The 19,838-nt window shown below is 73.5% G+C and carries 17 protein-coding genes; 11 read left to right on the top strand and 6 right to left on the bottom strand.

From position 1 onward, the window contains the following. Positions 1-26: 26 nt before the first annotated feature. Complete coding sequence (locus ACZ8ZB_RS27550) at positions 27-1,961, bottom strand: DNRLRE domain-containing protein (protein ID WP_470740320.1); 1,935 nt, start codon at positions 1,959-1,961, stop codon at positions 27-29. Positions 1,962-3,081: 1,120 nt separating this feature from the next. Here ACZ8ZB_RS27550 and ACZ8ZB_RS27545 point away from each other — a divergent pair. Both ACZ8ZB_RS27545 and ACZ8ZB_RS27540 read left to right on the top strand, forming a co-directional pair. Continuing rightward, on the top strand, positions 3,082-3,690 hold the full coding sequence (locus tag ACZ8ZB_RS27545) for a hypothetical protein (protein ID WP_470740319.1): 609 nt from the start codon (positions 3,082-3,084) through the stop codon (positions 3,688-3,690). A 122-nt stretch (positions 3,691-3,812) separates the two neighbouring features. Then, a complete protein-coding gene (locus ACZ8ZB_RS27540; RefSeq protein ID WP_470740318.1) occupies positions 3,813-4,640 on the top strand; it encodes an MOSC domain-containing protein in 828 nt (275 codons plus the stop codon). A gap of 103 nt (positions 4,641-4,743) precedes the next feature. Here the strand turns inward: ACZ8ZB_RS27540 and ACZ8ZB_RS27535 are convergent, their stop codons facing one another. Beyond that, positions 4,744-6,291, bottom strand: coding sequence for a carboxylesterase/lipase family protein (locus tag ACZ8ZB_RS27535; protein WP_470740317.1), 1,548 nt, complete (start codon positions 6,289-6,291; stop codon positions 4,744-4,746). 175 nt (positions 6,292-6,466) lie between these two features. Here ACZ8ZB_RS27535 and ACZ8ZB_RS27530 point away from each other — a divergent pair, with 175 nt between their 5' ends. Beyond that, complete coding sequence (locus ACZ8ZB_RS27530) at positions 6,467-7,528, top strand: LacI family DNA-binding transcriptional regulator (RefSeq protein WP_470740316.1); 1,062 nt, start codon at positions 6,467-6,469, stop codon at positions 7,526-7,528. 312 nt (positions 7,529-7,840) lie between these two features. Further along, positions 7,841-9,067: an MFS transporter gene (locus tag ACZ8ZB_RS27525; RefSeq protein WP_470740315.1), complete on the top strand. Its 1,227-nt coding sequence runs from the start codon at positions 7,841-7,843 to the stop codon at positions 9,065-9,067. Here the strand turns inward: ACZ8ZB_RS27525 and ACZ8ZB_RS27520 are convergent. Next, the gene (locus ACZ8ZB_RS27520; RefSeq protein ID WP_470740314.1) at positions 9,042-9,716 is read right to left on the bottom strand and encodes a ThuA domain-containing protein; all 675 of its coding nucleotides are present in this window, start codon (positions 9,714-9,716) and stop codon (positions 9,042-9,044) included. The genes ACZ8ZB_RS27525 and ACZ8ZB_RS27520 overlap by 26 nt on opposite strands. Positions 9,717-9,788: 72 nt before the next feature. On the opposite strand from ACZ8ZB_RS27520, the gene ACZ8ZB_RS27515 reads away from it, so the two are divergent. Then, positions 9,789-10,910 (top strand): NADAR family protein, encoded by a 1,122-nt coding sequence (locus tag ACZ8ZB_RS27515; RefSeq protein WP_470740313.1) that lies wholly within the window; start codon positions 9,789-9,791, stop codon positions 10,908-10,910. A 66-nt stretch (positions 10,911-10,976) separates the two neighbouring features. Next, entirely contained in the window at positions 10,977-11,378 is a 402-nt protein-coding gene (locus ACZ8ZB_RS27510) for a VOC family protein (RefSeq protein WP_470740312.1), read from the top strand. Here ACZ8ZB_RS27510 and ACZ8ZB_RS27505 read toward each other — a convergent pair. The 3 genes from ACZ8ZB_RS27505 to ACZ8ZB_RS27495 form a co-directional block, all read right to left on the bottom strand. Further along, positions 11,361-12,047 carry a DUF6597 domain-containing transcriptional factor gene (locus ACZ8ZB_RS27505; RefSeq protein ID WP_470740311.1) on the bottom strand — a complete coding sequence of 229 codons (687 nt, stop codon included), beginning with the start codon at positions 12,045-12,047 and terminating at the stop codon, positions 11,361-11,363. The two genes, ACZ8ZB_RS27510 and ACZ8ZB_RS27505, sit on opposite strands and share 18 nt — an antisense overlap. Before the next feature lie 9 nt (positions 12,048-12,056). Further along, the gene (locus tag ACZ8ZB_RS27500) at positions 12,057-12,992 is read right to left on the bottom strand and encodes an AraC family transcriptional regulator (protein WP_470740310.1); all 936 of its coding nucleotides are present in this window, start codon (positions 12,990-12,992) and stop codon (positions 12,057-12,059) included. Positions 12,993-13,082: 90 nt separating this feature from the next. Further along, a complete protein-coding gene (locus tag ACZ8ZB_RS27495) occupies positions 13,083-14,240 on the bottom strand; it encodes a YihY/virulence factor BrkB family protein (RefSeq protein ID WP_470740309.1) in 1,158 nt (385 codons plus the stop codon). A gap of 90 nt (positions 14,241-14,330) precedes the next feature. Between ACZ8ZB_RS27495 and ACZ8ZB_RS27490 the strand changes: the two genes are divergently transcribed. From ACZ8ZB_RS27490 to ACZ8ZB_RS27470, 5 genes are all read left to right on the top strand, one after another. After that, positions 14,331-15,965, top strand: coding sequence for an acyl-CoA dehydrogenase family protein (locus ACZ8ZB_RS27490; protein WP_470740308.1), 1,635 nt, complete (start codon positions 14,331-14,333; stop codon positions 15,963-15,965). 255 nt (positions 15,966-16,220) lie between these two features. Continuing rightward, entirely contained in the window at positions 16,221-17,495 is a 1,275-nt protein-coding gene (locus ACZ8ZB_RS27485; RefSeq protein ID WP_470741590.1) for a helix-turn-helix domain-containing protein, read from the top strand. Between the two features lie 201 nt (positions 17,496-17,696). Further along, a complete protein-coding gene (locus ACZ8ZB_RS27480) occupies positions 17,697-18,968 on the top strand; it encodes a hypothetical protein (protein WP_470740307.1) in 1,272 nt (423 codons plus the stop codon). A gap of 62 nt (positions 18,969-19,030) precedes the next feature. Then, on the top strand, positions 19,031-19,603 hold the full coding sequence (locus ACZ8ZB_RS27475) for a GNAT family N-acetyltransferase (RefSeq protein ID WP_470740306.1): 573 nt from the start codon (positions 19,031-19,033) through the stop codon (positions 19,601-19,603). Positions 19,604-19,730: 127 nt separating this feature from the next. Continuing rightward, entirely contained in the window at positions 19,731-19,814 is an 84-nt protein-coding gene (locus ACZ8ZB_RS27470) for a putative leader peptide (RefSeq protein WP_310887545.1), read from the top strand. The last annotated feature ends 24 nt before the right edge of the window (positions 19,815-19,838 follow it).

The following is a 19,838-nucleotide window of genomic DNA, read 5'->3' as shown; positions in this document are numbered from 1 at the left end:
TACGCGTACCAGGCGTAGGTCTTGCTTCAGGAGAGCCAGCCGGAGGGCACCGCCCACTGCTGCTCACTGGTGCGGGATCCTGTTCTGCAGTTCCTGCGCAGATTGCTGCCCTCGACCTCGCACACCTCGAAGGAGTACTGCAGTTCCGCCTTCGGATAGCGGTCGGCGTCCGCGCCCTTGGCCCACAAGGTGGGGGTCAGCGAGTCGACCGTGGCACCGCTGCCGGGCGACGCCGCCGTCAGTTGCGGCGGGATGTTGACCGAGGACAGTCTGATGGCCGGGCCGGGTACCCCTGCTGAGGTGAAGCGGCTGACGCCGACATCATCCATGGTCCACTGCACGGTGTACGTGGCCGGTGTCAACGGGGCGATCTTCGCGTCCAGCGTCACGCTCTCGCCCGGCGAGATGTCCTGGGGCATCGCGGTCCAGCGGATCTTCGCCGAGTCGGTGATCTCCTTGCCGGCGGAGTCGAACAGGTTGTACCGCAGCTTGTAATTGCCGCCCTTCGGCCAGGTCGCCTGGCCCTGGTTGGTGACCGTCACCTTCTGGACGCCCTCGGTCGTGGCGGTCACCGGCGCGGTGAAGTCACCGAGCTTGTACGTGGCGCCGTACTTCGTCCAGGTCACGTCCAGGCTGGGCTTGCCGCCCGGGTAGTCGTCGGACCCGAACTGCTTCCAGCCCTTGGAATCGGAGGTGGAGGCCTTCACCGCGAGGCCGTAGTTCTTCTTCCGGCCGTGGGTCCAGTCGTCCACCAGCTTGCGGCCGGCCGAACCGAGTTTGATGCTCTCCCAGGCCGGTCCGCACGACCACGTCGTCGTGCCCGAGGGCCGCCAGCCGTGCGCGAAGCTCTTCGACGCCAGCGACGAACCGGTGGACGGTCCCGGGTACTTGGTGGTCGTGGACTCCGACCAGTTGGACGTGATGGGGTGCACGGTCACGGGGCGCGCGGTGCACGACAGGGACCAGGTGTTGTAGAGGGCCAGGTTGGCACCGAGCACCCAGGCGTTCTTGAGCGTGCTCTCGACACCGGTGAACCGGATGAAGGCCGCGGCCTTGTGGTCACCACCGTCGTACGTGCCGACCTTCAGGACGGTGTCCGAGGCGAAGTTCTGGTTGTACGGGTACTGGACGTAGGTACCGGAGGTGGCATCGATGGACTTGACGGAGGGGTCGACCCGCACGGGGAAGACACGGTCCGGATCGCTGAGCCATTCCTTGTCGAGCTTCACTACGAGAACCTGACGACCGGCCTCTTCGGTGAGGCTGTACGTCACTCCGGAGGAGATCGCGCCTTCGTTGGCGTTCTCGGCGAAGGCGGAGTCCTCCATCCATCCGGCGGGGGTCCACGCCCGCTGGGCGCCCTCCTCGTCGACGAAGAGCAGTCCTCCGTGGCCGTCAAGACGAACAGTGAGTCCCTGGAGATCCAGTGGGAAGCGCCACTCGGTGGGCGCTTCCTCGTCCTTCAGGATCAGCGTCTCCTTCACCGAGTCACTGCCCGCGAGGAACTCGATGTCCGAGTACGGACGCACGTCCTGATAGGTGACCTTGCTGCCGTCGGCCAGGCCCGGCGAGGGGCTTGCCTCGTCGACTCCATAACCGATCGAGAGTCCATCGCCGAGTTGCATCCGCAGGACGGCATCCGCGTCGGCGGACCCGGCGAACGAGATCGCCTTCTCGGTGGAGTTGGTCTCCCACCCCGGCTCACTCGCACTCATCGTGCGCGGACCGGAATCGTCCTGGCGTGCCAGCGTGGTGTCGACGGCGATCCAGTCACCGTCTTTGTTCCGGTAGTTGACGGGCTCTGTGTAGAACCGGGTCGTATGTGTACCGTCCGGGTTCCGGAAGGTCCGCTGACGCTCCTCGCGCTCGCTCTTGATCTCGGTGCTTCGTCGGCTGTCGAACCCCTGCGGCACGGGCGCCCCGGGCACATCGGTCGGCGTCGCCGGCCCGGGCTCAGGCATGCTCGGAACGTTGGGCAATCGAGTGACGCCTGGTCCCTGGTCCGGGGACAACTCTCCGCGGCCGGTCAGCGCCCCTGCGCGTCCGCCCGTGGCCGAGGCATCCGTGGCATCGGCCGGTGCCTTGTGACTGCGACCGGTGGCCGAACCCCACCCCTGCTCCGGGGCGCTCTCACCGGAACTGTCACCTGGCCACTGTCCGATCGCCAACGCGGCCTGCTCCGTGCCGGCAAGCCCGGCGAGCACGAAAGCAACGACAACAGCGAACGAACGCGTCGAACGACGCACAGACGCCCCCACTTGATCAACCCAAAAGTCGGGAAAACGTAAGCGCCTCACAGGTTGATTCACAAGATGATCACAACTTCTCGTGATCACAGCGTGATGATCCTCGACCGATATATTCGATAAATGATCACTGGTCCGGCAGGGAAGGGCCCAGCACGCTGCAAGACTCATCGGATCGAGCACCGGGGCAGTCGCCGATCGGCGGACAGGACGGAAACGCCACCATGGCCAACGCTGCCGAGCTGACGCACTGCCCGGTCAAGGGCCGTGCCGGGACATCGGTACGCGAGGCGCCGCTCACCTCCGCCGGGCTCGCGCACCACACGACCTTCCCGGGCTCCCGCTCCCCCACTCCCCACGTGTCCGCCGGCCCGGCCCCGAGCAACATCCCGCGCACGCCGTCGACGTACGGCAGGAGGCGCGGGAGGAGGCCACGGCCGGGCGGCACGCCCAGGACGACCGTCAAGAGGCGTGCCCTGCGAAGGGGATGCGGTAGTACGTGGCCTCCGGTTCGCGCTCTTCGGGGTGCGCGACGAATGGGCCGCCTTGCCTCGCCGCCATCCCCCGAAGGGGATACGGGCGATATCTGACGCAAACTCCGTTTAGGTTCCCCTGTGGGCCCAACGCACCGGAATGCAACCGTCAGTTGATCTTCGACACCATGACGGGGGACACTACCCGTCAGATGCGCGTTCCCGACCGAGTGGCACTTGCTTCAGCGCCCTCCCGCGCAGGTCGTCGGAGGCCATCCACCCATGTATCACTGGGCAGTTGACCTCGGGGTTTCGTGGTAGCGTCCTCGCCCGGAGGGACAGCGCAACCTGAAAGGGCAATCGTGAACACGGAGAAGATCACCGCTCGCCGCCTCTCGCTGGAAGAGGTGACGAAGCTCGGCGTGAAGGACAGGATCTTCGTTTCCGCCGACACGGCAGAACTCAAGCTTCCCGACTGCCATGTCCCTGCTTTCCTGACCAAGCCCGGTGAGAATTTCGAGGGCGGCTCGATCACGGCGAGGACCATCTTCCAGGAAGAGGTCTCCTGCCTTCCCGACGACGAGAACGAAGCGGGAATCTACCTGGCCGACGAGAACGGCCCGGTGACCATCGAGGTCCTCCAGTCCGCCGGTGTCGTGCTGGACCTGGCGCTCTTCGTCCCCGGCGGGGACAAGGGATCCCTCACGGCCCTCTACGCCGCGGCCCGGCAGGCGTTCGGCGCCGACATCGTGCAGATCTGGCGCCAGGGCCTCAAGGAGGTCCCCGACGTGAAGGTCGACATCTTCGAGGAGCAGATCCCCCGGGGACGCAAGGCGAGCGACAGCCCCAAGCGTGACCGTCGCGCGATCGACACCTACCCCACCCGCGCGGACTTCATCGACTTCTCCGCGGGGTGGAAGCCGGTCATCGAGATCCACAAGCCGGTGGTCGACGACACCCCGACTATCTGAGGCGGCGCCACCTCTCGTCCCGGCCCGGGAGAACACACCGATCGGTATTCTCGGCACGTGCTCACCGGCCCGGTGAGCACCAGGGCGGTCGCCGACCGGCGGAACAGGACGGAAACGCCACCATGGCCAGCGTCGCCGAGCTGACGTACTACCCGGTCAAGGGCTGTGCCGGGACATCGGTGCGCGAGGCTCCGCTCACCCCCGCCGGGCTCGCGCACGACCGCAGCTTCATGGTCGTCGGCGAGGAGGGGGTGGGGCGGACGCAGCGCAGGGACCCCCGGCTGGCCCTGATCCGGCCGACGGTCAGCGCCGACGGCGGCCGGCTCACCCTCCACGCACCGGAGTTCGAGACGCTGGAGCTCCGCGTGGACACGGCCGCCGTCCGGCGGAAGGTGGACCTGTTCGGGACGGTCCACCAGGGCGTCGACCAGGGCGACACGGCCGCCGAATGGTTCACGGAGGTGCTCGGCGTGCCGAGCCGGCTCGTGCGCGTGCCGCCGGAGCACGACCGGGTGACCGACGGCAGGACCCCCGGCACCTCCGCCTACGCCGACAGCTGCGCCCTGCACGTCCTCTCACGCGCCACGCTCGACCTGCTCAACCGCAAGCTGGCCGAACGCGGCCTCCCGCCACTGCCGATGAACCGCTTCCGCCCCAACATCGTGGTCGACGGCTGGGACGAACCGCACACCGAGGACCGCGCCCACCGCATCCGCGTCGGCGACACCGAACTGGGCTACGCCAAGCTCGCCGTCCGCTGCGCGGTCACCATGGTCGAACAGGACACCGGGGCGAAGGCGGGCCCGGAGCCGCTGCGCACCCTCGCCGGCTACCGCCGCGCCACCGGGGGCGGCATCGCCTACGGGACCAAGTACGCCGTGCTCCGCACCGGCACCCTGTCCGTCGGCGACGACGTGCACGTCACCTCGTGGGGAGACAGCGAACTGTAGGACGGTTCAGCCGTCCGGCCCGGCGCAGAGGATGCTCATCCCGCCGGCCGGCGGCGGCCCCGCCGACCGGTGACCGGAAGGCCCGCCCCGCCGCACGCCCGCGTCAGTCGCGGCGGAGGGCGCCGGCGCGGCGCAGGCGGCGCACGACCGAGCGGAGTTCGGGGGGTGGGGCGGGCGCCGGGTCCTCGGCGGCGGGCGTGGCCCACAGGGCGAGTTCGCGGTCCCGGAGGCCGTGTTCGACGTGCGGGTCGCCGTCGCCGTAGACCTGCACGGGATGCCCCGCGTCCCAGCGCTCCCAGCCCGGCGAGCCGTCGGTGACGAAGCGCACCCACGCCCCGTGCATCGCGTCGGCCAGGTCCCGCGGCGCGCCCTCGCCCGCGAGCTTGCGGGCGTCGGGCTCGTCGCCGCTGTCGAAGACGAAGCCGAGTTCCAGGGCGTGGCAGGCGCCCAGGCCGGGGCGGCGGGAGGGCCAGGCGAACTCGTAGACGTACGAGGGGTCCCGGCGGCCGTCGGCCAGGCGGTGCAGGGGGACGCGGAGCAGGTGGTCGGTGACCAGCTGGCCGACGAGTTCCGCGGGGCCGGCGTCCGGGCGCAGGGCGCGGTAGCCGCGCGGGACCTCGCCGCCGCAGCGGCAGCGGGCCATCGCGCCGGCGAGGGCGAGGGCGCCGAGGCGGTCGACGCGTTCCACCAGGCCGCCGGGGACGAGCCAGAGGCGGTACTCGTCGCGGGTCCAGCCGGTCAGCAGCTCCACGCCGGGGGCGGCGCCGTCGGTGAGCGCCTCCAGGGGGTCGCGCGGGACCAGGTCGCCGTCGGTGACGATGCCGAAGGCGGGGCCGCCGAGTATCGGGCTGCCGAGGCGGCCGACGTCGGCCTGGACGCGGAGCAGCCGGCCGCGGTCGACGGCGGCGAAGGCCTCGGCGGTGGCGGGGACCTTCAGGCGGTTCGCCATGCGGCGGACCATGCGGCGCACCTTGTCGCGGTCGGCGGTCTCGGGCGGGCCGCTCTGCAGGACGGCGCGGCGGACCAGTCCCCGGGTCTGCGGGGCGGCGAGGAGAGCGCCCGTGCTGATCGCTCCGGCGGACTGGCCGCCGAGGGTGATGCGGTCCGGGTCGCCGCCGAAGGCCCGGACCGCCGTGTGGACCCAGTGCAGCGCGGCGAGCTGGTCGCGCAGGCCGGGGTTGGCGGGGGCGTCCGGGAAGAGGCCGTAGCCCTCGACGCCGAGGCGGTAGTTGACCGACACGAACACCACGCCGTCGCGGGCGAAGGTGTGCCCGTCGTAGACGGGGACGGCCGAGGAGCCCCTGGTCAGGGCGCCGCCGTGGAGCCAGACGAGGACGGGGAGGCGGGCTCCGGGGGCGGGGTCGGGGGTCCACACGTTGAGGTTGAGGCAGTCGTCGCCGGGGACGGACGGGTCGGACAGGTACCGGGCGAAGGCCTGCGAGTACGGGGGTTTGGGGGCCGTCGGCCCGAAGGCGGCGGCCTCCCGCACGCCGTCCCAGCGGTCGGGCGGGGCCGGTGGACGGAAGCGGCGGGGGCCGAAGGGGGGCGCCGCGTAGGGGATGCCCCGGAAGACGGCCACGCCCCGCTCCCAGCGACCGCGCACGGCCCCGTACGGGGTTCCGGTCACGGGGTGCTCCCGGTCTGCCGTCATGTGCCCACCGCCCCTTCGCCGCACCGCGCCGCGTCGCGCACCGGACGGGCCCGCCGGTGACATGAGAGCCCCACGACGCCCTTCGGTATTCCCGCGTCCGTGTGGGAGTTCTTCCCGCCCCGGTGCGCCGGACCTACAGTAGGAAGCGCTTTCTATTCGGAGGGGTGGATGCTCGATGGTCCGTGCGGGGGGTGCCGGCGTGACGGCCGGGCCGACGCTGGCGGTGGTGGCCCGCGAGGCGGGGGTGTCCGTGCCGACCGCGTCCAAGGTGGTCAACGGCCGCGAGGACGTGGCCCCCGAGACCCGCCGCCGCGTCACCGAGGCACTGGACCGGCTCGGGTACATCAGGAGACCCCGGTTCGACGGCGGGAGGGCGCCGCGCCTGGTGGACCTCGTGGTGCACTCGCTGGAGACCTCCGGGTCGGGCGCGGTGCTGCACGGCGCGGAGGAGGCGGCGCACGACGCGGGCCTCGAGCTCGTCGTCTCGGCGGCCCTGACGCGCAGCCGTGCGGAGCGGCCGGAGCGGGGCTGGCTGGACAAGCTCGTCCTGCGGGGTTCGTCGGGGGTGCTGTTCCACCTGGCCGAGCTGAGCGAGCCGCAGTACGCGTGGCTCGAGCAGCACCGCATCCCGTTCGTGATGATCGACCCGGTGCTCGAACCGCCGGCGGGCGTGGTCTCGGTGGGCGCGGCGAACTGGCGGGGCGGGGTGACGGCGACCGAGCACCTGCTGGCGCTGGGGCACGAGCGCATCGCGGTCGTCGCCGGACAGCGGCGCACGCTGTGCGCCGACGCGCGGATCGCCGGTTACCGCTCGGCCCTCGCCGCGGCGGGCGTGCGGCACCGCCCCGAGTACGTCCGGCACGCCGGCTCCGGGGAGGACGCGGCCGGCCGCCGGCTGCGCGAGCTCCTCGATCTGCCCGAGCCGCCCACGGCCGTCTTCGTCTGCTCGGACCGGATGGCGCTGGGCGTCTACGAGGCCCTGGCCGAGCGCGGTCTGCGCGTACCGGACGACATGAGCGTGGTCGGCTACGACGACCTGCCCGAGGCCCGCTGGCTCACCCCGGCCCTGACGACGGTCCGCCAGCCGCTGTCCGAGATGGCGGCGACGTCCCTGCGGCTGCTGCTGCGCATGATGGACGGCCACCGCCCGGAGAGCACCCGCACGGAACTGTCGACCCGGCTGGTGGAACGCGCGAGCACGGCGCCTCCCGGCCCCCGTGCGGGCGGTCACGGCTGACGGACGGCGCCGTGCTCCCGCCCGGCCGCGCCCCGGCGTCCGGCCGGGCGGGACCGGAGGCCGGGAGACGGCGTCCCCGCCCGGTACGGCGTGACCGTGACACAGCTCACGGCGGTGTGCGGCCCGATCGTGGAATGCGCGGCCCGCCGTCCTTGCTCCACTCCTTATGGGCTTGCTCCGTCCAAGGGCCTGCCCTCTCCCGGAGTGCGCCGTGCAAGGGTGCTCAGCGCGACCGGCCACGAGAGCCGGGGACGGCCTCGGTCCTTCCCTCCCTCACTCCGGCCCGCTGTCTTCGAAAGGTTTCCCCGCACCATGCCCCTGGCTCTGCTGGCCCTGGCCGTCGTCGCGTTCGGCCTCGGCACGACCGAGTTCGCCACCATGGGGCTGCTGCCCCAGATCGCCGACGGGGTCGGCGTCTCCGTGCCGGACGCCGGCAACCTCGTCTCGGCCTACGCGCTCGGCGTCGTCGTCGGCGCCCCCGTGCTGACCGGCATCGGCGCGCGCGTGCCCCACAAGCGGCTGCTGCTGCTCCTGTCCGGGCTGTTCGTGGTCGGCAACGTCGCGTCCGCGCTCGCCCCCACCTACGGCCTGCTCTTCGGCGCGCGCTTCCTGACGGGGCTGCCGCACGGGGCGCTGTTCGGCGTGGGCGCCGTCGTGGCCTCCCGGCTGGTCGCCCCCGACCGGGCCGCGCGCGCCGTCTCGAAGATGTTCCTCGGCCTCACCGTCGCGAACATCGTCGGCGTCCCGGCCGGCACGGCCCTCGGCCAGCAGCTGGGCTGGCGGTCCGCCTTCCTCGCGATCGCCGTCATCGGCCTCGCCGCCCTCGCCGCGCTGGCCCTGTTCGTCCCCCACCAGCCCCGCGGCGGGCAGACCGGCATCCGGCACGAGCTGCGGGCGATGGGCAACCGGCAGGTCGCGATCGGTCTGGCCGTCGCGGTGGTGGGATTCGGCGGCTTCTTCGCCGTCTACAGCTACCTGGTGCCCATCCTGACCAACGTGACGGGCATCTCCGAGTCCTCGACCACCCTGGTCCTCGCGCTCTACGGCGTCGGGATGACGCTCGGCACGCTGGTCGCGGGCCCGCTCACGGACCGCGCCCTGCGCCCGACGCTGTACGCGGGGCTCGCCCTGCTCGCCGCGGCGCTGGTGACGTTCTCCTTCACCGTCCACAGCACCTGGCCCGCCCTGGTGACGATCACCTTCATCGGCGCGCTGGGGTCCCTCATCACCACGCCGGTCCAGATGCTGCTCATGGCCAAGGCGAAGGACGCCCCGACGATGGCGGCGGCCTCCAACCACTCCGCCTTCAACCTGGCCAACGCGGGCGGCGCCTGGCTCGGCGGGCTGGCCCTCTCGGCGGGCTGGGGCTGGACCTCCCCCGCCCTGGTCGGCGCCGTCCTCGCCGTGGCCGGCCTCGGCCTCGCCCTCACCGGCGGCCTGCTGAACCGGGACGGCCGCCGCTCCGAGGTGATCACCTCGTCCTCCGCCGGGGCCCCGGCGCGGGCCGGTCAGGTCACGGCCTCCCACCGCCCGGACTGACCCGCTCGCCCGCCCAGGCGATCCCGCCGCGCAGGTGGGCGCGGAAGGCGGGGTCGTCGTAGGCCTCGGCGGCATGCCCGAGCGCGGTGTAGAAGACCCGCCCGGCGCCCTGGTCGCGGCACCACGCCAGGGGGTGTCCGGGCCCCGTCCCGGCTCCCTCGTACGACGACTCGTCGGCGCGGAGCAGGACCCGCACGCCGGCGGCGCGCGGGTCGGTGCGGAAGTCGTACCACTCGTCCGTGAAGTCCCAGACGGCGGGCAGGTGCCGGGTCGCCGGGTGGCCGTGGTCCTCGGTCACGACCCGGCCCGGCTGGAAGGCGGGGTGCCGGTCGAAGCGGGCGCCGAGGAGTTCGCCGTAGTACGGCCAGTCGTACTCCGTGCAGGCGGCGGCGTGCACCCCCACGAACCCGCCGCCCGCCTCGACGTACGCCCTGAGCCGCTCGCGTCCGGCCGGGGTGAGCACCTCACCGCTGGTGGAGAGGAAGACGACGGCGGCGTACCGGCCGAGCGGTCCCTCGAGGGCGGCCGGGTCCTCGGTCGCGTCGACGGCGAAGCCCCCGAGGGCGCGCAGGGCGGCGACACCGGCGGGGATGGAGTCGTGCCGGTAGTCGGTGGTGCGGGTGTACACGAGGAGTGCGGGGGCGGGCATGGGCGAGAGCCTATGCGGCGGGCGCCGGGAACTCGTCGCCGGGCGGCCGGCGCGGTGCTCCAGAATGTGCGGATGACCAGTAACCGGATCACCCACCGCACGGCGGACGGCGTGCGCGTCCCCGGAACGTGGCGGCACGTCTTCATCCGCAACAGGGGCTATCACCTGACCGACCTGTTCGTCTACGCGGACGGGCTCGTCGACTGCTGGGGACTGGTCACCCTGGAGGAGTTCGAGGAGGAGCTGCGCAGCGGCCGGGTCGCGACCGAACTCCCCGAGGGCGGTCGGGCGTCCGCCCACGGGCTGGCCGAATGGGAGTTCGGCGAGCCGCGCACGTGGCTCACCCCCGAGGCGCTGCTGGCCGAGGTGCGCGACACCGTCGACCGGCTCAACGGGCGTCCGGACTCGACGGACCGCTGTCTGGCCGCCGTCGACGCGTTCCTGGCCGACCGGACCGAGGAGAAGCGGGCCCTCGCCCGTGACGCCTACTTCGCGATCCCCGAGACACAGCGCCACTACGCGCTGGGCGACATGCACGAGAAGGACCGGCCGTTGTGGATCCTGGTGACCGGCCCCGACGGGTCCGGCGGCCACCGGCCGGACGAGGGGATCACACAGGAGGAGTACGAGGAGGCGCTCGCCTACTTCGAGGACGGGGCGGAGGAGAGGGCCGAACGGCGCGCACACGTCCCGGCCGACGGACCGGCGACCGCCTTCGCCCCCGCGGTCCACCTCCACCAGGGCCACACGCCCGAGCCGCTGGACGCCCCCGGCACGAAAGTCCTGCGCAACGACTACCCGGCCCCCGTCACCGTCGGCGGGACCACCTTCCCCACGGTCGCCCACGCCTACTGGGCCCTGTCCGCCGCCGACCCCGCCGTCCGGGAAGCGGTCGCCGGGGCGGGCAACGCCTTCGCCGCACGCGGTCTAGCGGCCGCCGCCGGCCGGCGCGAGGGCTGGGAGCAGGCCCGCACGGCCGTGATGACCGGCCTGTTGCGGGCCAAGTACGCCCAGCACCCGGACCTGGCCCGCGTCCTCCTGGCCACGGACGACGCGACGCTCGTCTACGACGACGTCGAGTCGGACTTCTGGGGCGACAACGGCGGGCGCGGCCGGAACTGGACGGGCCGCCTTCTGGAGCTGGTCCGCTCCGAACTGCACGCAGAGCGGGCGGGCTGCCCGCCCGGGGCGTGAACGTCGCGCGGCCGGTGTCCGATTCCTTCAAGACCGGGCCGGCGCGCCGGCCCTACCGTGGGCGGCATGAGCGCACGATTCGATGCCATCGGAATGGTCGTCTCGGACATGGCCGCCTCCGTCGCCTTCTACCGGCGGCTCGGGTTCGCCTTCCCCGAGGGGGCGGAGACGCAGGGACACGTGGAGGCGGAACTGCCGGGCGGGCTGCGGTTGTTGCTGGACACGGAGGAGGTGATCCGGTCCTTCCACACGGAATGGGAGCCGCCGACGGGCGGGGGCAGGACCTCCCTGGCGCTGCGGTGCGACGGTCCCGCCGAGGTCGACGCCCTGTTCGCGGAGATGGCCGAGGCCGGGAGCCGTGTCGAGCTGAAGCCGTGGGACGCGGTGTGGGGGCAGCGGTACGCCGTCCTCCTCGACCCGGACGGCAACGGGGTGGACCTGTTCGCCCCGCTACCCGCGGGCGACTAGCTCGCCCAGCGCCAGTCCCGTCAGGTGCCGTACGTCGCGCGCCAGATGGGGCTGGTCGGCATAGCCGGCGCGGGTCGCCGTCTCCGCGAAGGGGACGCCCGCCCGCGCCAGGGCCAGCGCGCGGCGCATCCGGAGGATGCGGGCCAGGGTCTTCGGTCCGTAGCCGAACGCGGCCAGCGAGCGACGGTGCAACTGGCGGGCTCCCACGCCCAGTTCGTCGGCGGTCGCGGCGACCGGGCGGCCCGCCTCGAGGGCGGCCACGAGAAGGCCGAGCGAGGGGTCCGGCCGGGTGGTCTCCGCCGCCCGGCGCAGGGCCAGGTCCTCCAGGGCGCGCGCCGGGTCGTCCGCCGCGTTCACCCGGGCCGTCATGCGGCGCACGTCCGCCGGCGGCCACAGGTCGGCCAGGTCGACGCGGCGGTCGCGCAGTTCGTGGGCGGGCACGCCGAGCAGGGCGGGCGCGGTGCCGGGGCGGAAGCGGACGCCCGCCCAGGCGCTCGGCCGGCCTTCGGTGAGGTGGGCGCGGGTGTCGGGGCCCGCGACCAGCAGGCGTCCCTCGTTCCACAGCAGGTCCATGCAGCCGTCGGGAAGCACCCGGCTCTCCCCGCCCGGGGACGGGGTGCTGGTCCACACGACCGCTCCCGTCAGCCGCGACGCCCGTTCCCTGTACACGCCCTCAGGTTACGCCGCCCGGTTCCGCCACTCCTGCGGGCTGACCCCGTAGGCCCGTTTGAAGGCGGTGGACAGGGCGAAGGCGCTGCCGTAGCCGACCTGGCGGGCGATCGCGCCGATGGTGTCGTCGGTGTCGCGCAGGCGGTCCGCGGCGAGGGCGAGGCGCCGGCCGGTGAGGTAGGCCATCGGGGGTTCGCCGACGAGCCGGGTGAAGCGGCGGGCGAGGGCGGCGCGGGAGACCCCGGCCTCGGCGGCGAGTCCGGCGACCGTCCACGGGTGGGCGGGATCGTCCTGGAGCAGGCGTACGGCCGGGCCGACGACCGGGTCGGCCCGGGCCCGGTACCAGGTGGGCGGTTCCGCCTCCGGGCGGGCGAGCCAGGCGCGCAGCGCGGTGATGACCAGCAGGTCGAGCAACCGGTCCAGGACGACCTCCTGGCCGGGGGCGTCGCGCACGATCTCGTCCATGAGGAAGGGGGTGAGCGGGCAGTCCCACGCGTCGGCGGTGAGGGAGAGCAGCGGCGGCAGCGCGTCGAGGAGCCGGCCGCCGGTCTCGCCCCGCATCCGGTAGGCGCCGATCAGCATCACCGTCCCGCCGTCCGGCCGGTGGCCCCAGGTGCGGACGCCCAGGTCCATGACGCCGTTCAGGGGGCGTCCGTCGGGGTAGGAGCACTCGCCGCCGGGCAGGATCAGCGCCTGCGGGGCCGTGGCCGGGTCGTCGGCGCAGGTGTACGGGCCGGGGCCGCGCGCGATGGCCAGGTCGCCGGGGCGCAGTCGGAGGCGTTCCCCTCCGTCCGGCACGACCCACGCCTCGCCGCGGACGAGCAGCATCACCGTCAGGGGGGCGCGGTCCTCCACGCGGATCGCCCACGGCGGTTCGAGACAGGCCCTGATCATGAACGCCCCCCGTGCTCGGGGGCCCTCGAGCAGACCGGTGAGTGCGTCCATGGGAGCAGCGTAGACGCGGGCTCATGGGAGCGAGCCGTTCGGCGATGGTTCCCCGCGGCGGGGGCGGAGCCCCGGGCCGGGAGGAACGGCTCACTTCTCCTCGTGCCCCGGGTCCTCGTCGTGCCCCGGGCCCTCGTCGTGCCTCGGGTGGGTGGACTTCGCATGGGCGCGCAGCCGGGCCGTGACGTCCTCCGGGGGCAGGAAGCGGGACCAGCGTTCGGGGAACTCGGAGGGCATGTCGGGGTCGGCCTCGCCGGCCGCGGCGGTGCGGGCGACGTACTCGGCGACCTGCGCCTGCCGCAGCCGCTCGTTGGCCTCGCGGGCCGCGGCCGTCGCGGCGGCCGGCCAGACCCGGTCGATGGCCGCGTTGACCGCGGCGCCGACGAGCACGGCGAACGCGGACACGCCGATCCACAGCAGTACGGCGACGGGGGCGGCGAGGGAGCCGTAGATGGTGGGGCCCTCGACGGTGTTCGTCAGGTAGAGGCGCAGCAGGAAGCTGCCGAGCACCCACATGGCGAGGGCGACCAGCGCGCCGGGCACGTCCTCGATCCACGGGGAGCGCACGGGCACGGAGACGTGGTAGAGCGTGGTCAGGAAGGCGACGGAGAGCAGGATCACGACCGGCCAGTAGAGGATCTGGACGAGCGTCGTCGACCAGGGCACCACCTGGACGACCGCGTCCGGTCCCGCCACCATCAGCGGCAGCGCGACGGAGCCGATCAGCAGGGCCACGATGAACAGCAGGAAGGCCAGCAGCCGGGTCCTGACGATGCCCCGCACGCCGTCGAGGCCGTACATGACGGTGATGGTGTCGATGAAGACGTTCACCGCGCGGGAGCCCGACCACACGGCGATCAGGAAGCCGAGGGAGATCACGTCGGGGCGGCCGCCCTTGGTGACGTCCCGCAGGATCGGCTCGGCGACCTCCGTCACGCCCCGGTCGGACAGCACCGTCCGGGAGGCCTCCAGGAGGTTGCGCTGCACGCTCTGGATGGTGTCGGCGCCGGTCCAGGCGTCGACGTAGCCGAGCAGGCCGATCAGGCTGAGCAGCAGCGGGGGCACCGACAGCAGCGTGAAGAACGCCGCCTCGGCCGCCAGGCCCAGGATGCGGTACTCCATGCACGAGTTGACGGTGTCCTTCAGCAGCAGCCAGGCGGTCCTGCGCTTGGAGACGTTCCGGTAGAGGGCCCGGGCCCGGTGGAGGCGGCCGGAGGGCGCGTCGGGGGGTTCACTTGCTGGCTGCACGCCCTAAAGGTATCCGTCGTACCAGGTCGCACTCACCCACAGGCCGGATCGGCGGGTGAGGCCCGGGTGCCAGGGGGTACGTTCGTGGGCATGGCAGGCACCACGCACACCGTGACCAATCAGGCTCCCCCGCTGGTGCAGTACGACGTGTTCGGCGCCGACCGGGCGCTGGTGGAGGCGGTCGAGCGGCATCTGGATCCCGGCGTGCGGGACGAGGGCCTCTCCGAGCTGTCGGGGTTCGGGCGGACCGCCGGATCCGCGCAGGTGCAGGAGTGGGGGGCGCTGGCGAACGAGAACCCGCCGCGGCTGCGCACCCACGACCGCTACGGTCACCGGATCGACGAGGTCGACTTCCACCCGTCCTGGCACCGGCTGCTCGGCAAGGGCGTCTCGGCGGGGCTGACGGCGGCCTGGGGGCGGCCGGGCGGGCACGTGCGGCGGGCGGCGGCGTTCCTGGTGTGGACGCAGGTGGAGGCCGGCAACGGCTGCCCGCTGTCGATGACCCACGCGGCGGTCCCCGCGCTGCGCACGGACCCGGAGCTGGCGGCGGAGTGGGAGCCGCGGCTGACGTCGACGGTCTACGACCGCGCCCTGCGGCCCGCGGGGCACAAGCCCGGCGTCCTGTTCGGGATGGGCATGACGGAGAAGCAGGGCGGCAGCGACGTGCGGGCGAACACGACGGCGGCCCGGCCGCTGGCCGGGGACGGCGCGTACGAGCTGACCGGGCACAAGTGGTTCTGCTCGGCGCCGATGTCGGACGCCTTCCTGGTGCTGGCGCAGGCGCCCGGGGGGCTCACGTGTTTCCTGGTGCCGCGGGTGCTGGAGGACGGCACGCGCAACGTGTTCCTCATCCAGCGGCTCAAGGAGAAGCTGGGCAACCGGTCCAACGCGTCCGCCGAGGTCGAGTTCGACGGGACGTGGGCGCGCCGGGTCGGGGACGAGGGGGCCGGGGTGCGCACCGTCATCGGGATGGTGGCGGCGACCCGGCTGGACTGTGTGCTGGGCTCGGCGGGGCTGATGCGGCAGGCGGTGGCGCAGGCGGTGCACCACTGCGCGTACCGGGAGGCGTTCGGCGGGAAGCTCGTCGACAAGCCGCTGATGCGCAATGTGCTGGCCGATCTGGCGCTGGAGTCGGAGGCGGCCACCACGCTGGCGCTGCGGCTGGCGGCGGCGTACGACGACGGCGGCGAGCGGGAGCGGGCGTTGCTGCGGATCGCGGTGCCGGCGGCGAAGTACTGGGTGACCAAGCGGTGCGCGCCGCTCGCGGTGGAGGCGGCGGAGTGCCTGGGCGGGAACGGGTACGTCGAGGAGTCGGGGATGCCGCGGCTGGTGCGGGAGTCGCCGCTGAACTCGATCTGGGAGGGCGCGGGCAACATTCAGGCGCTGGACGTGCTGCGGGCGCTGCGGCGGGAGCCGGCGGCGCTGGACGCGTACCTGCGGGAGGTGGGGCGGGCGCGCGGGGCGGATCACCGGCTGGACGCCGCGATCAAGGACCTGCTGACCGACCTGGCGGACCTGGAGGGCGTCGAAGGGCGGGCGCGGCGGCTGACGGAGCGGCTGGCGCTGGTGCTGCAGGGGTCGCTGCTGGTGCGGTACGCGCCGCCCGAGGTGGCGGACGCGTTCTGCGCGGCGCGGCTGGGCGGGGACGGGGGCGCGGCGTTCGGGACGCTGCCGCACGCACTGGACCTGGCGTCGGTGGTGGAGCGGGCCCGGCCGGTGTGCTGAGCGGCGGCGGGCGCGACGCGGGGGTGGTGCTGCGCCGACACGGCACCACCCCCGCCGCACGGGCCCTTGCGAGCCGTGGACGCCGCTCGGGACGGCGTCGCCCAAGTCTCGGTCGGACGGGAGACCTCCACCAGGGTTGCAAGGGGTTGCAACGTGTCGTCCCCGTGGCCGTGGCGGGCGTTCGCGCCGGGGGACGGACGGCAGTATGGGACCGACAGTTCTTCTTCCGGGAGGGGACCGGTGGCGCTCTCGCCGATGGACGTGACGCAGCTGGCCGCCGTCGACGCGGCGCGGGCGGCGCGGGTGCTCGACGAGGTCCGCTCCGCCACGCTCTCCGGGCGGCGCACGCCCGTGGCGCCCCGTCCGGTGATCGGGCAGTCCTGGGAGCGGATGCTGCGCAGCGGGGTGGACCCGGACCACGACTTCCGCAGCCGTCCGCTGTCCCGGGAGGAGGTGCAGCGGCGGCGGGAGACCTCGGCGCTGCGGCGGATACTGCCGGTGCTGCGGGAGGGGCTGCTGCCGGTCGCGGACGTCGCCCACCACATCATGGTGGTGGCCGACGAGGAGGGCCGGGTGCTGTGGCGGGAGGGCAGCGCGCCGGTGCTGCGCAAGGCCGACGGGCTGGGCTTCGAGGTCGGCGCGGACTGGCGCGAGGAGGTCGTCGGCACCAACGGGGTGGGCACGCCGGCGGTGGCACGGCGTCCGGTGCAGGTGTTCGCCGCCGAGCACTTCGTGCGGTCGCACGCAGCCTGGACGTGTGCCGGGGCGCCGATCACGGACCCCCGTGACGGGCGGCTGATCGGTGTGGTGGACGTGAGCGGGCCGCTGGAGACGATGCACCCGGCCACGCTGGCGTGGGTCGCCTCGGTGGCCAAGCTCGCCGAGGCGCGGTTGCGGGAGACGCACCTGCGGTCGCTGGAGCGGCTGCGCGCGGTGGCGGCGCCGGTGCTGGCCCGGATCGACGGGCGTGCGCTGGTCGTGGACCGGCAGGGGTGGACGGCGGCGGTGACGGGGATGCCGTACACGGAGCGGCTGACGCTGCCCGCGTCGGTGTCGGCGGGCATGCGGTGGCTGCCGACGCTGGGCCGCTGCTCGCTGGAGCCGCTGGCCGGGGGCTGGCTGGTGCGGGCGGCGGACGAACCGGTGGCGCGCGCCGCGACCCGGATCGTGCTGGATCTGAGGGAGCCGCGCCGCCGGTCGGTGGAGGTGTCCGGCACGTCGGGCTCCTGGACCCGGGAACTGAGCCCCCGGCACGCCGAGTTGTTGTACCTGCTGGCCGTGCACCGCACGGGGCGCAGTGCCGCGGACCTCGCCCGGGACGTCTTCGGCGACCCGGCCCGCACGGTGACGGTACGCGCGGAGATGTCCCGCGTGCGCCGCTACCTGGGGCCCCTCCTGGACCACCGCCCCTACCGCTTCACGGAGAGCGCGCAGGTGGAGGTCGTCCTCCCGGACGGCCCCCACGACCCGTTCCCCCGCCCGGCGGCCCCGGTCCCGGGCGGTCCACGGCGACCGGTGCGCAAAGCCTGACCGGCCCTTCGCCGTCAGGACCGCGCGGGGGCGCACAGGCGTGCCCGCCGACTCCTCGGAAGGCCGCTGTTTCGCGTATTTGCGGGGTCTCCCCCTCCCGGACCGGCCGCCTGCCGTAGCATCCCGGTACGGGCCACCCCAGCTGTTCCACGGTCAACGCTCGGACCACCGGAAACAGTTGGCTCGTCTCGGGAGGACGTCATGAAGCATCGCGGCAGACACCGCCGGCGCAGGCGGAGCAGGGCGCTGCGGGCGGCGCTGGCCGGGACCGCCCTCGCGCTGACCGCTGCCGCCACCATGATCAGCGCCTCCCAGGCCACCGACGCCGACGACCCCGGGGCGCTGAAGCCGCTCACCGCGTCCGCCGAGACCGCGCCGCTGCGGCTGACCGAGCACCAGGTGCCGCGCGACGCGCTGGAGCGGCTCTCGGACGGAATGGGCCGGCCGGTCGGCGTCGGTTCCGTGCTCGCCGATCCCGACGGCGCCCTGGGCGACGCCGGGGACTGTACGGCCGACGACCGGCGGGCCCTGCCGGTCGAGCCCGCCGCGACCCGCGCGTACTGCTGGCCGGCGGCCGACACCGACGGCTGGCGGTCCGGCGCGGTCACCACCTCGGGGGACGCGGACGACGACGGCCGCTGGGGCGAGCACCGGGTGATCCTGGCCGGGTGGAGCCGCAGCACCGGCACGCCGTCCGAGGACGGTCTCGCCCGCGTCGCCTTCGTGGACGCCGGCGACCCGGACGGCCTCCGCTACACCTGGGTCCTGCTGGCCGTTCCGGTGGACGGCGGCCGCGACTACCGCGGGCTCGGCTCCGCCGTCTCCGGCATGGTCTGGTACCAGGACAAGCTGCTGGTCACCGCGGGCCCGGCGGACGACAGCACGCTGTACGTGTACGACGTCGAACGGATCCAGCGGGCCACCGTGGGCGGCACGTCGGTCGGCCGGGTGCCCGGCGGCTGGTCGGCGGCGGGAGCGCGGTACGTGCTGCCGGCCGTCGCCTCCTACCGGACGGACGGGGCTAGCGCGCCCCGGCCGGGCGGCATCTCCCTGGACCGCAGCACCGCACCCGCCAGCATGGTCGCGCACGAGGCGGCGCCCGCGGACGAGGACGGGCCGACCCGGCTGTGGCGGTACGCGTTCAGCGCCGGGCCGGAGCGCGCGGGACTGCTCGACCCCGACCCGGTCGGGGTGTACGAGACGGAGCTGACCGATGTGCGCGGCGTGCTCTCGTACCGGTCGGGCTGGTACCTGGGCCGGATGACCGGGACGCCGGACGAGCGCGGCACGCTGTGGCGGCAGGACACGGACGGGGCGCGCCCCACCCGGTGCGGCGCGGACGAGACGCACCGCTGCTGGAGCGGCCGGGTGACGGCCCTGTCCCACTGGGAGGAGACCGGCGACGTGTGGTCCCAGTCCGGCCGGATGCTGTTCGCCCTGCCGCTGGCCTCGGTCGACCGTTCCCTGGACTAGGACCGTCCACGTCCTGGTCGGGCGTTCGACAGGAGTTCGGGCCGGATGGTTCCCTTTCGGGCATGACGACCATCTCCGTGACCACCTGGTCCCTGGAGCAGACCGCGCCCACCGATCTCCTTCCGGCCGCCGTGCCCGAGGGGGACGTGCGCATCGTCCGCTCCGAGGTGCCCTCCCCCGAGTTCAGCCGCTTCCTGTACGCCTCGGTCGGCGGGGACATCCGCTGGACCGACCGGCTGGGCTGGACGTACGCGCGGTGGCTGGAGCACCTGGACCGGCCCGAGGTGGAGACGTGGGTCGCCCACGACCGGGGGACGCCCGCCGGGTACGTGGAGCTGGAGGCCCAGGAGGACGGGGTCGTCGAGATCGTCTACTTCGGGCTGCTGCCCGCCTTCCGGGGGCGGCGCATCGGCGGACACCTGCTGTCGTACGGCACGGCCCGCGCCTGGGACCTGGCGGAGCGCCGGCCGGGGCTGAAGCCGACCACGCGGGTGTGGCTGCACACCTGCAGCAAGGACGGCGAGCACGCCCTGGACAACTACCGGCGCCGCGGCTTCACCCTGTTCGACACCAAGGTCGAGGAGGAACCGGAAGTGCCGACTCCGGGCCCGTGGGCCGGTGCCTACCCCGCCTGACCAGCACGGACAAGACCGCCTGCGGCACTTGTGACCAAGGACACCCTTGTCTCTCACTCCGAGACAAGGGCGTCCGCATCTTGGACGAAGCTGGACTGTGTCCAGATCGCCGTGCCACGCTTCCGTCATGCCTGGAACTGGGATCGCCTTGGTGAGTCGGCGGCACGTCGACCTCGGCCGCATGTCCAGCGCCATCTGTCCGGCGCGCTGAGAGCACCCGGCGCCGCCCGGCACC

Source organism: Streptomyces sp. 12E (genome assembly GCF_055633275.1).
The sequence above is the reverse complement of the archived record's forward strand: the minus strand, read 5'-3'. Positions and strand labels throughout refer to the sequence as shown.